The organism is Sorangiineae bacterium MSr11367 (assembly GCA_037157805.1).
Lineage (GTDB): Bacteria > Myxococcota_A > Polyangia > Polyangiales > Polyangiaceae > Pendulispora > Pendulispora rubella.
Genome location: CP089983.1, coordinates 7,018,323 through 7,029,214, shown reverse-complemented (window position 1 = coordinate 7,029,214; position 10,892 = coordinate 7,018,323). Strand labels below are relative to the sequence as shown.

General features: G+C 63.6%; 9 protein-coding genes. 5 read left to right on the top strand and 4 right to left on the bottom strand.

Annotated elements, in window-relative coordinates; translation table 11 throughout:
* Positions 1 to 131 precede the first annotated feature (131 nt).
* Positions 132 to 671: a GNAT family N-acetyltransferase gene (locus LVJ94_27070; GenBank protein WXB00572.1), complete on the top strand. Its 540-nt coding sequence runs from the start codon at positions 132 to 134 to the stop codon at positions 669 to 671.
* A gap of 5 nt (positions 672 to 676) precedes the next feature.
* Here the strand turns inward: LVJ94_27070 and LVJ94_27065 are convergent, their stop codons facing one another.
* Positions 677 to 2,149: a hypothetical protein gene (locus LVJ94_27065; protein WXB00571.1), complete on the bottom strand. Its 1,473-nt coding sequence runs from the start codon at positions 2,147 to 2,149 to the stop codon at positions 677 to 679.
* Positions 2,150 to 3,207: 1,058 nt separating this feature from the next.
* Here LVJ94_27065 and LVJ94_27060 point away from each other — a divergent pair.
* Positions 3,208 to 4,815: a hypothetical protein gene (locus LVJ94_27060; GenBank protein WXB00570.1), complete on the top strand. Its 1,608-nt coding sequence runs from the start codon at positions 3,208 to 3,210 to the stop codon at positions 4,813 to 4,815.
* 13 nt (positions 4,816 to 4,828) lie between these two features.
* Here LVJ94_27060 and LVJ94_27055 read toward each other — a convergent pair whose 3' ends face one another.
* A complete protein-coding gene (locus LVJ94_27055; protein WXB00569.1) occupies positions 4,829 to 5,674 on the bottom strand; it encodes a hypothetical protein in 846 nt (281 codons plus the stop codon).
* A 74-nt stretch (positions 5,675 to 5,748) separates the two neighbouring features.
* On the opposite strand from LVJ94_27055, the gene LVJ94_27050 reads away from it, so the two are divergent.
* A complete protein-coding gene (locus tag LVJ94_27050) occupies positions 5,749 to 6,165 on the top strand; it encodes a VOC family protein (GenBank protein WXB00568.1) in 417 nt (138 codons plus the stop codon).
* Positions 6,166 to 6,173: 8 nt separating this feature from the next.
* Here the strand turns inward: LVJ94_27050 and LVJ94_27045 are convergent, their stop codons facing one another.
* Both LVJ94_27045 and LVJ94_27040 read right to left on the bottom strand, forming a co-directional pair.
* Complete coding sequence (locus tag LVJ94_27045; GenBank protein ID WXB00567.1) at positions 6,174 to 7,562, bottom strand: alpha/beta hydrolase; 1,389 nt, start codon at positions 7,560 to 7,562, stop codon at positions 6,174 to 6,176.
* Positions 7,563 to 7,828: 266 nt separating this feature from the next.
* Positions 7,829 to 8,740 carry a LysR family transcriptional regulator gene (locus LVJ94_27040; GenBank protein WXB00566.1) on the bottom strand — a complete coding sequence of 304 codons (912 nt, stop codon included), beginning with the start codon at positions 8,738 to 8,740 and terminating at the stop codon, positions 7,829 to 7,831.
* Between the two features lie 156 nt (positions 8,741 to 8,896).
* On the opposite strand from LVJ94_27040, the gene LVJ94_27035 reads away from it, so the two are divergent.
* Positions 8,897 to 9,952: a DUF1254 domain-containing protein gene (locus tag LVJ94_27035; protein ID WXB00565.1), complete on the top strand. Its 1,056-nt coding sequence runs from the start codon at positions 8,897 to 8,899 to the stop codon at positions 9,950 to 9,952.
* A 58-nt stretch (positions 9,953 to 10,010) separates the two neighbouring features.
* The gene (locus LVJ94_27030; protein WXB00564.1) at positions 10,011 to 10,892 is read left to right on the top strand and encodes an AgmX/PglI C-terminal domain-containing protein; all 882 of its coding nucleotides are present in this window, start codon (positions 10,011 to 10,013) and stop codon (positions 10,890 to 10,892) included.

The following is a 10,892-nucleotide window of genomic DNA, read 5'->3' as shown; positions in this document are numbered from 1 at the left end:
TGCATTTGGGGTCAAGTGACGGACGTCGATTCCTGTCGTGACGTCGCGAATTTTGCTCAACGTCTTTGCCGCGAAGGTCGTCGGCCCGCGATCTAGGGAAGGTTCTCCAACATGCTAGGCTCTCTTGAGCAGTGAGAACGCGCCTTCCCCAGCAACCACCAAGCCTGTCGTTCCTGCCGGCCTCCAGCAACGAGCGGGGGCTGCTGGAGAACTTGGTGCAGTTCTACGCCTACGACTTCAGCGAAGTGCTCGAGATGTACCTCGACGAGGACGGGCGCTTCGCGAACGTCGATCTCGCGCCGTATTGGGTAGACGAATGGAGACATCCATTCTTGCTCCGGGTCGATGACCATCTTGCTGGCTTCGCGCTGATCGCGGCACGCAGTAAGATCTCGGGCAAGAGCGGTGTTTTCGACATGACGGAGTTCTTCGTCCTCCGGCGTTTCAGGCGGCACGGCGTGGGCCGGGCCGCCGCCTTCGCGGCCTTCGACCGCTTCCGGGGTCCGTGGGAGGTCCGGCAGCGAGAGGAGAACCCCGACGCGACGGCGTTCTGGCGCCGGGCGATCGACGAGTACACGCACGGCGACTTCAAAGAGACCCGCTGGGTTCGGCCCCATTGGTCGGAGATCGTGCAGACCTTTTCAACGGGCTCCGAGGGCGACCTGCCGTAGTCGTGCTATTTCTCGGTCGTAAGGAGTCCCTCGGCGAAGGAGGTCACCGGAATGGTGGCGCCGACCCGGTGCATCTCCTGCGCGCCGGTGTAGACGGTGCAGCTATTCCCGCTCTTGAAGTAGACAGTGCCGCTGTGCGCGGTGCCGAGTTGATAATAGGTGACGCCGCATGTGGCCGTCGCCTCGTAGACTGCGAACTTCGCCGGGCCGGAGATGTCCCGGGCGAGATGTTGCGTACACCCGGAGTCCGCGAAGAAGTTGTCGTCGACCGTCGAGAGCGTCGGCATGCAGCGCAGCTTGCCGTCGCCGGCGGTGTTGAAGGTGCATTCGGTCGCGAGTTCCGTGTCGTACCAGGCGCGCGGCTGGCGCACGCCGTCCGTCGATACGGCGGTCTTGCGCTGGATGCGGCTGCCGCTGGCGTCGCCGTCAACGGTAAGCGTGCCACTGACGAATTGGCTGAGTGGGGCCGGCTTCACATCGAAGGCGGAAAGCGGGCCGGTGTACGCGGTGCATTGGTTGCCGTTGAGCGCGTAGACCGTGCCGCGGTGCTTCCCTGTCACCTCGGAGAACGTCGCCTGGCTGCGGTCGGCCGGCGACATCGCGTAGCGGATGACCGAATCGTAGCAGCTGCTGGCATTGGCGAGTGTTTGCGAACACGTGCTGTCGGCGAAGAGGTATCCCGTGTAGCCGTGAATGGTATTGGGGAGGCAGTGCTCCTGCCCATCGCCGGTGGCCGTGAACAAACAGTCGACGTCGAGCTGCGTATCGTGCCACGAGCTGAATCCCGTCGCGCCGTCACCTGCGTGGCTGACGTTCATCTGGAGGCGCGCGGTTGCGGGGCTCTTGGTGGGCGTTGCGAACGAGACGAACGACGCCGGGGCCGTCTCGGCGCCCATGCTGTAATAGTTCCAATTCGGCTGCGACGGCGACGCCGTTACCTCGCAATCCGCTCCCGACGAATAATAAACGGTACCCGTGTAACGCGAGCCCACCGCGTGGTACGAGGGACCTGCGTTGCAGCCGCTGCCGAACACTCCAGCGTATTTGGGGAGCGCGCCGTGCTCGCACCCGCCGACGGCGAGGAGCGTGTTGCAACTCGAATCGCTGTATCGGTTGGTGGCGCCAAGGCCACCCCACGGCACGCAGCGGCTCGAGCCGTCGGAGGCATTGCCCGCGAAGCAATCGATGTCGAGCTGGGCGTCGTACCAACCATAGAATCCGTGCGCGCCATCCGCGGTCCGCACGGTGCGTGCTTTGAGGCGCGGCCCGTCCTGATAGCTCGGCTGAGCGACACCCCCACCATCGGCACCGGCGTCTCCACCACCGCCTTCGCTGCCCGCGCCGCCATCGTTGCCGATGTCACTACGGCCGCTGTCGCTGCCCGTGCCGCCATCGCCCCCCGTGCCACCGCCCGAGTTCTCCGAGCCCGAACAAGCGGTCGCAACGAGCAATGAGCAAAAAACAATCATCGAACGCATCGTGTTTCACCTACCGAACGTGCCTATACACGAGCGCGCGACGTGAATGTGGTGCGAATTTAGCTATTCATCGAGTGAAATGGCAATTCACACTTCTCTTGGGCACGAGCCCATGCGACACCGACGTGCGCATGGGCTCGATGCGGATCATCGGATTGGCTATTTCTTGCAGAAGAAGCCGATGTAGCCGACTTTTCTGCATTGCCCTTGTTGGCATTGGGTCAGGAGCGAAGAATCGTTTTCGCATTCCGAGGTGGTTTTGCTGCAGCAACTATCGGCCATGCACTGGCCTGCTCCTTTGCCGCCGGTATAGACGCATCCCAGCCCGGCGCTGCACGGAGCATTCGTTCCCGAGCAATACCCTTGCGCATTCTCCGATTCCACACCGGGGCAGACGCAAGAATCACCAAATTGCTTTTTTCCGGGGTCTCCCCCGCCTGGCGGTGGCGTAGCTTTCGGACAAGCCGCTTCGAAACTCTCGGCGGCCGCAAGCTCGGAGCAAGACTTCGCTTGCAGGCAGTTTACTTGGCTCTCCGTTGCCGCCCCACAGATGTTCGCGCACACTTGCTTTGCCTGCGCGTCCGAGATTCCACAACTCGTTGCCTTCGACCCGCACTTGGAATCGCAGTCTGCCTTCGCAACCGGAGGATCGTTGGTTCCAGGGGGATTGCCCGAGTCGTCGTTGGAATCGCTGGAGCACCCGGCGATCGAGAAGAACACGATGGACAATGGAACGATGAGAGCCGCCAAGAATTGGATATTCAATCGACGCATGGAAGAATCCTTAGTGATTAACGTTTTGGCGCTATCTGTCGAAGCGCCGTCAAGGCATCGGCTCTTAGCACCGGCCGTACCAACACCGACGAGTCGGCCTCCCCGTCGGGCGATCCTGCGCAGAACGCGGCGATGATCGGCCTTGCGCCATGAAAAATACCGCGCTGGGATGTCGATCGGGCGCGATTCGCTACATTTGCGTGGGATGTAGTGAACGAGCGTTCCGCCGGCCCCGTGAATTCGTGTCGGTTAAGCGCGAGTTTCCATGCGTTAGGATGCGTCGAATGTCAGACAGCCAAGCGACGAGCCCGGGCCTGGACCTCCGTTGGGGCATCGCCGTCGTGGCGATTCTCGCCCTGCTTGGAACAGGGTGTTCGGGCCGCTCGTCCGCCGAACCGCCTCGCGCGATTCCGATGGCACCGCGTCCGACGCTCGAGCGGGATGCCCTGATCCAGGGACACCGCCTCCGCTATGCGCTTCATCTCGCCGAAGCGCCAAATCTCATTTATCAACTCGACTGCATTTCGGGCGCAGCGCTTTGCGCGCAGCCCATCTATCGCGAGCTATGGGCCACATTCCAGCTCGATGCGGCGGACGAAGCCGCGCTCGCGCGGTGGAAGGCCTTGCGCGCAAAGCACGGAGGTGAGCTGCGGCGCGTCGATATTCCGCGACCTGCGCAGGCGTTGTTGGCGCCGTCCGGTATTTTCGATTTGGCGGAGCGCCAGCGGATTGCCGGCCTCCGGGCGCGGACGCCCGACGCCTACCAAGAGGCGATGGCGCTGCTGTCGACGGATAGCGATGCGCAAGGCCTCCGGGACGTGCTCGAGCGCTTCGCGCCTCGTTTTGGAGAGTGGTGGCGGCAGCATGGATTCGCGGCGGGGTCGGTGTTCTTCGACGGATTTCGGCGCCTGCTGGGCGATTCCTTTTTGGACTCGACCATCGAGAAGGCGGCTCATTTTTACGAGGCCGACCTCCCTCCGGGGACGACGTTCCAGATCCACGTCCTGGTTCAACCGCGTTCGGCCCGAAAATTCCACGTGGCGTATCAACTCGAGGGCGATGCGGCGGTCGAGGCTCCCGAAGACGGGACGCCGGAAAGCCTCATCGACGTCGTTGCACACGAACTGTTTCACTATTTGTTTTTCCGAATGGACCCGCAACGCCAAGCCGCGTTCCTGGCCGACGTTTGCGCTTCGGACGATCCGTTTGCCGTGGCCTCGTTCGGAATGCTCGACGAGGCGGTTGCGGCCGCACTCGGCAATGGGATCGTGGGCAGGCATTACTCTTCGCCCGAGGCGTTCACGGCGCAAGTTGCGCGAGGCTTCATTCACTACCGTGCCGCGGGATCGCTCGCGCGCGAGTTGCTGCCGTCCATGCAAGACGTTCTCGATCGAGGGACGCTCGTTTCGTCGCCCGAGTTCCGGCGCGTCTTCCGTGCCGCGGCGCAGGCCTCGTACGACGGAGGCCGGCCGCGCCCCATCGATTACCTGCATAGTCATGTATCGATTGCTGGGCCCTCGTTCGCGGGGGCGGCGCAGCGTCTGCGCGATGCCTCGTGGGCGGGATTTCCCAATCTTCGCGAATACGCTTCGCTCGACGTCGAGGCAAAGGCTTTTCTCACCGCGCACCCGTTCGAGAACGTGGCGCTTTTCCTTCAGGGCCCCGTTCCACCTTCGGTCCTGGAGGAGCTCGCGCCGGCCAGCAAACGTGCGCTGCCCGCGCCGTTGCTCACCAGCGGTTCGCGAGGCTTCGTCTATGCGGCGCCACGCACGGCGAAGTCTTACCTGTTTCTGTTCGTCGCGGATGACGCCAAGACCATGGACGACCTCGTCGATCGGTTCGCCGCGCTCCCCGCCGGTGCGGGAGGCGTGCCGGTCGACCGGAAGAAGTAGCCCGAGCCCCTGTTCACGCCTCGCGCTGCGCCAGCTGTCCGCGTAAATGCACGGCCCCCACGAGGACCGCGGACCGCAAGAAGAGATTCGCAATGGGCACGGCCAACAGCACCGCCGTCGCCAGGCCGAAGCCTACGGCAAGCCAGGGGTGGCGGGCGACGAGCGTGATCTCCTCGCCCCACGGCTTCGACAGGCGTGTGAGGACGCGCCCGAATTTGTGCACGATGCGGCGGCAAAACGCGGGGGTCGATTCCCAAATGGGGAACGCGGTCCAGGCGGCGAACCAGGGCAGAAGCGGCTCGCCTTCGTGCGGCTGGACCACGCGGGCGCCGTCGAGCGCCTCGACGACGATCCAATGCACGCTCCACGCGCCCGAGGCGACGAAGGCAAGCACGTCACCGGCGAGCGGCACGGTGCGTACCACGAACAAGAACGGTGCGGCGCCGAGGGCCACCAGAATGGCCGCTTGGACCATCCGTACGATGCGCGACGAGAAGCGCGATAGCAACGGCGTCGCCTCGCCGAAGCCAAACACGTGCGAGGCATCGGCGGCCAGGCGCTCGTAGGTGTTGGCGAACAGCACCGAGGGCAGGGACGCCAACCCGGCGATGGCCGCATAGTAGCGAACGAGCACATGGTGCGGGGCCGGATCCCTCTTGCTCATGACCCCGATGGCGGCCACCGCGAGCACCAACAGCGCAGGCGCGATCGCCCGTTTGCGCAGCAACGGCTGCTGCCAGAGCACACGCAAGCCTAGGAACGGCTGCGCGACCCCATACCAGAACCGCTCGGACTCCGCCTCGGGCGGTGCCTGGGACGTACGGGCGTGATGGGCGACTCGAGCAAGCGATGCACGCATGGCGACCCTTTTTGGTACACCAATGTGCGGGGCGCGTCATCATCCTCGGCTTGATTCTCGGAAAGGACGACGAAATGGAAATTCATCGCGGACGATTGATCGATCACATCCAACTGCGCTGTGCCGATTTTGCAGCAAGCAAGCGATTCTACGCCGCGATTCTCGCGGTCTTCAGCCGCGAGCTCGTCGAACTGGCGCCCTGGCTCGTCTACGCCGACGAATTGTGCCTGTCACCGGCCGAAAAGGACCCGCCCTCGCATATTCACATTGCCTTCCAGGCCGCGGACCGCGCCGAGGTCGACCGGGTCCACGCCGCCGCCCTCGGCGCAGGTGGTCGCGACAACGGCAAACCGGGCGAGCGCCACTACCACCCGGGTTACTATGCCGCATTCCTCCTCGACCCCGACGGCAACAACATCGAGGTCGTCTACCACGGCGAGGGCGAACGCTCCGCGCCCTCCGTCGTCATCCGGCCGAAGCTACCGGTGTAGTCACCTGACTACGGGGCCTTGGAGAAGGAGCCTTCGAGCCACTCCAAGATGCGGTGGGTCGCGATCGCCTCGGCGCCCGGTTGATCGTGGAACTGGGCCGTCTCGGCGGCGGTGAACAGCAGGTAATCCTTCTTCGACTTGATGGCGTCGAAGAGCTCCTGTGCTTGCCCGCGGCCCTCCGCCTGCGCGTTGACCACCAACGTGTGCGCGGTGATATTGCCGACTTCGGCCGGCGTCATCTTGTAGCGTCGCAGGTCCTTGATGAGTTTTGCCGGCGTATCCACACCGTGGTGCCACATGAAATCAGGGATGCCCCAATTCAATAGCGGGTTGCGCTTCATCAATTCGTCCATTTTCGCATTGAAGGCTGCTTCGTCCGTGTCGACCAGCGCCAGCAGTGCCGGATCCAATGCATTTTCCATGTTGGCGCTCCAATCGATGACGCCCGGGTTCGGAATGAGAACGCGCAGCCGGTGCTCCTGCGTGGCCGCGCGCGGACCGAGGAATCCGCCCATGCTCAGCGACATCAGCCCCACGTAGGCCGGATCGACCTCGGCGCGGGATATGGCATAGTCCACCACGGGGGTCACGACCTTGTCCCAGTCCGGCCGGAACGGCAGGCCTTGCAGCCGCACCACCTGGCCCTGGCCCGGCCCGTCGAACATGAGCACGTGGTATCCGCGTTTCATCGCCTCGTCGGCGATGAATCGGCCATCCTCGGCCCACCCGTCACGTCCTTGCATATAGAGCAAGGTCGGTGCTCGGCCCGTCGCTACGGACGACTTGCAGAAATAGCCCGGCAACGTCGTATTCTCGTAAGGAATCTTCACCGCCTCACACGGCGATTTCGACAGCGTGAGGTATTTGCCGAACGAATCGACTTCGCGCTGCGCCAATTCGCGAATCTCGTGCGCACCCTCCGTCGTCATCGGCCCGTCGTAGTGATGGAGCGCCGCACGGTAGTACGTGGCCGAGCGCAGATAGGCGTGGCTCGCCGAAAGCGGATGGCCATTGCGCTCGCTTTCCTGGGCGAGCAGCCCGAGGCGTTCCGCGGTCTTTCTCCATTCGCGCGTCCAGCTCTTGGGGTCCAACTCGTCGACGCGGGCCGCCGTCTCGAGGACCTCCCCGACGTCGGCGGCCTGATGCCACGTCTGCCCGAGATAGAAGAGGGTTATTTCGTTGTACAGTTCGTCCTTGAATCCAAGGTTCCACCATTCGCGCGGCTGCGTCCCGGATTCCACCCCGCCATCCTGCTGCAGCGGCGGCGTCGCCGGGGGCGAACTCGAATCGTCGGAATCGCAGGCCGCGGTCAGTCCGGCCACCAAGGCACTTGCAAGCAGCGCAGCCTTCAAAGCATGTGCGCGTCGAATCCGACTATGGCCATTGTTGTGCATCATGAACGGCAGTCCTCGCTTTTACGGGTCGGCGGAATGGGCAAATCGATGCACCCGCCGCCGCCACGTCGGGATGCACGCATCAGGGCGCGAACGCTCGTGAACGGAGCGCGTCGATCGCCTTGCTGATTCGAACACCCCTTGTATGACCCTCGGTCCCGACGTTGTCAAACGATCGTTTCAAACTGATGATTGGAACATCGGTTCGGCTTGAAAAACGCTTGCGAAAAGCTGTTGCGGGCTCAACATGAGAAGCCCGCGGGGATTCGCTAACTGGGGAGCCCCGGAAAGAGCGTGGGCGCGACGTCGACGGCGAATTCTTTGAACAGCCGTACCGGTCGCGACATATGAAGATTGCTCAAATGCACGACGGACAAATCGGACGTGGGAAAGTGCCAGTCGGGCATGACTTCGACGAGCCGCCCGTCACGCACCAACGCAGGTTGCACAACCGGTGGAAGATCGCCGATGCCAACACCGGACAAGAGGACGGCGGCAAGACCGCTGTAGTCGTTCATCGAGAGATGTGGCTCGAACGACAGCGTTTCCGGATCTTTCTTGCCTCGATGCCGAAAGGTCCAGCGAACGCCGAGCCCCCAGTGCGTGAAGGCGACCAGCTTGTGATCGAGCAGATCCCTGGGAGATCTCGGAGCCTTGACCTTTTCGAGGTACGCGGGGCTCGCCACGAGCTGATTTCGAAAGGTGAGGATCTTCCGGGCCACCAACGACGAATTGCGGAGAGGCCCGACGCGCAACGCGAGATCGACTCCATCGGCGATGTGTTCGACGAACCGATTGGTGATGAAGACTTGCACTCGGACATTGGGGTAGGTCGACTGGAATGCGCCAAGCAGCGGAGCGACCAGCGTGTCCGAGGTGCTCAGCGGCGCCGAAATCCGCAAGACCCCCTCGACCGAGGACAACTGGTTCGAGACGACGTTGTCGACGGCTTCGCTCAGTTCGGCACTCCGTCGAGCATGCTCCAAGACCTCCGCGCCGACGTCGGTCAGCCGCAGACTGCGCGTCGACCGTTCGAGCAGCCGCACGCCGAGCTGGACCTCGAGCTCCGCGACGCGGCGGCTCACGGTGGAGAGCGGCATATGGAGGCGTCGGGCCGCCTTCGCGAACCCCTTCGCCTCGACGACTTTGGCGAAAATCGCCAGTGAATTTAGATCCGCCATGCGCGTTCGCCTCGCTCCGGCGAAGCGTACCGCGTTCGGGCGCCGATTATCCCATTTATGGGAAGGTCCTTCTCGGTTTCGACGGCTACTGGCGTGCCCCCGCGCAGAACAAATTCATGCCTGCCGTTCGACACACCGAACGAGGAGATCCTAGCGATGACAAATTTCCGTATCTTGGCCAGCGTTGCCCCGGCCATGGCGCTGGCGGCGACGAGTTGTGCCGCGCATGCGCAGCCTCCGTCGCAGCCGCCGTCGAACTCTGCTGCCCCGGTAACCATCGACAACTACAACCGCGCGCAGACGGACGTCTACTTTGCCGGAACGGTGAAAGCGGGCACGTTGGGCCAATTCAAGCATGGCCGCGAGCTAGCGCCGATCGTCAACCGGGGGATCGTTCGGGGCAATCGTGACACCCTGTATTCGTTCGCCGTGTTCGACTTCGATGCAGGGCCGGTGACGATTACGCTGCCCGACCCCGGCCATCGCTTCATGGTGATGCAGGTCGTCAATGAGGATCAGTACACCCCCGCCGTCTTCTACGACGCGGGCACGTACACCCTGACGAGGGAGGGGATCGGGACTCGATACGCCATGGTCGTCGTGCGCATGGTGCTCGATCCGGCCAATCCGCAAGATGCGCAGCAGATACACGCCTTGCAGGACAAATTGACGGTGAGCCAGCGAAGCCCCGGCACGTTCGAAGTCCCCAATTGGGACGAGACGAGCCTCAAGAAGGTACGCACGGCGCTCTTGCAGCTGGGTGAGACCGTTTCCGATACCCGGCGTATGTTCGGCGCCAAGGCGGATCACGTGGATCCGATGCGGCACCTGATCGGAACGGCGTTGATTTGGGGCGGCCTTCCCGAGAAGGATGGCCTCTACCTACCGATTACGCCGGAGCGGAACGATGGCACCACCGTCCATACCCTCACGGTCAAGGACGTGCCCGTCGACGGCTTCTGGTCGGTCACCGTCTACAATGCCGAGGGCTACTTGGAGTCCAATGCCTACAATACCTATTCCGTCAGCAAGATGAACGCGAAAGCGGGCGCGGACGGCTCGGTCACCATCCGGTTCGGAGGCTGCGATGGCAAAATTCCCAATTGCCTACCCATCATGAAGGGGTGGAACTACACGGTGCGTCTCTTTCGCCCTCGCACTGAAATTCTCGATGGCGCCTGGAAATTCCCCAAGGCACACCCTGAAGGTTGAGCGATGTCGATAGGCACACGAAGCCAGCGCCGATGAGCACCCTGCAGAGGGCTGGCGAATGTGGGCTCGACATTGGTACAATGGAGTTCTGCGCACTCGTAACCACCACGCGTTCGCGATTCTCTTCGTAGGCTGCGGGCTGGCCCACTGCGGCGGCTCTGCACTTCCTCGTCCGCGCGAGCAACAGCCGGCGCCCGAAGTCTCGTCGGCCATCGCCGTCGCGCCGTCGCCCGAGCCCGAGCGCGCGATGCGGGTCGAGGGGCAGCTTGGCTCGATCGAGCCGGGGGCCGTCGACGCGGTCTTCGACGGCCAGCTCGCATCGCTGCAGCGGTGTCACACCGCGCGCGTTCGACACGTCCGTGGGCTGGCGGGCGATGTGAAATTCTTGCTTCGCATCGGCGAAGACGGGCGCGCACGGTACGTCTATGTGGAGGAGACATCGCTCGGAGATCACGTGACCGAGCAATGCCTCGTGCGCGTGTTGAGCGAGACGACCTGGCCACGACCCGTGGGAGGCGAGGCCGAAGTGCGGAAATCGTTCGGGTTTGCCGTACCGAGCAATGCCCGCAGTCCGCTGGCGTGGACGGTCGACGACCTGAAGGACGCACTCACATCGAAGCAGGCAAAGTTTCGGAGCTGCCGCGGGGGCGTTGCGGGCATCTTCAACGTGACGGCCTACGTCACGTCGGGGCCCCCGCCCGCGCCCCCGGTCGCGAAGGCGAAGAATGGCCACAAGCCGCCGCGGAAACGGCCGGCGGCGCCGAAGCACGGAAAGAAGGGCAACCTCACCAACGGTCACATCGTGGCCGTTGGGATCGCGCCGCCTCCGGAAGGGGCGCGCGAGGGCGCCCCGGTCATCGATTGCCTCGTGGAGGCTCTAAAAGAAACGCCCATGCCCGATCCCGGACCGCGCGGGGCCAAGGTGAGCTGGGCGCTGTAG

Bases quoted from the DNA above. Each gene is read 5' to 3' on its own strand.
- LVJ94_27065 (WXB00571.1), bottom strand. From the start codon at position 2,149: ATGCGTTCGATGATTGTTTTTTGCTCATTGCTCGTTGCGACCGCTTGT.
- LVJ94_27060 (WXB00570.1), top strand. From the start codon at position 3,208: ATGTCAGACAGCCAAGCGACGAGCCCGGGCCTGGACCTCCGTTGGGGC.
- LVJ94_27055 (WXB00569.1), bottom strand. From the start codon at position 5,674: ATGCGTGCATCGCTTGCTCGAGTCGCCCATCACGCCCGTACGTCCCAG.
- LVJ94_27050 (WXB00568.1), top strand. From the start codon at position 5,749: ATGGAAATTCATCGCGGACGATTGATCGATCACATCCAACTGCGCTGT.
- LVJ94_27045 (WXB00567.1), bottom strand. From the start codon at position 7,562: ATGATGCACAACAATGGCCATAGTCGGATTCGACGCGCACATGCTTTG.
- LVJ94_27040 (WXB00566.1), bottom strand. From the start codon at position 8,740: ATGGCGGATCTAAATTCACTGGCGATTTTCGCCAAAGTCGTCGAGGCG.
- LVJ94_27035 (WXB00565.1), top strand. From the start codon at position 8,897: ATGACAAATTTCCGTATCTTGGCCAGCGTTGCCCCGGCCATGGCGCTG.
- LVJ94_27030 (WXB00564.1), top strand. From the start codon at position 10,011: ATGTGGGCTCGACATTGGTACAATGGAGTTCTGCGCACTCGTAACCAC.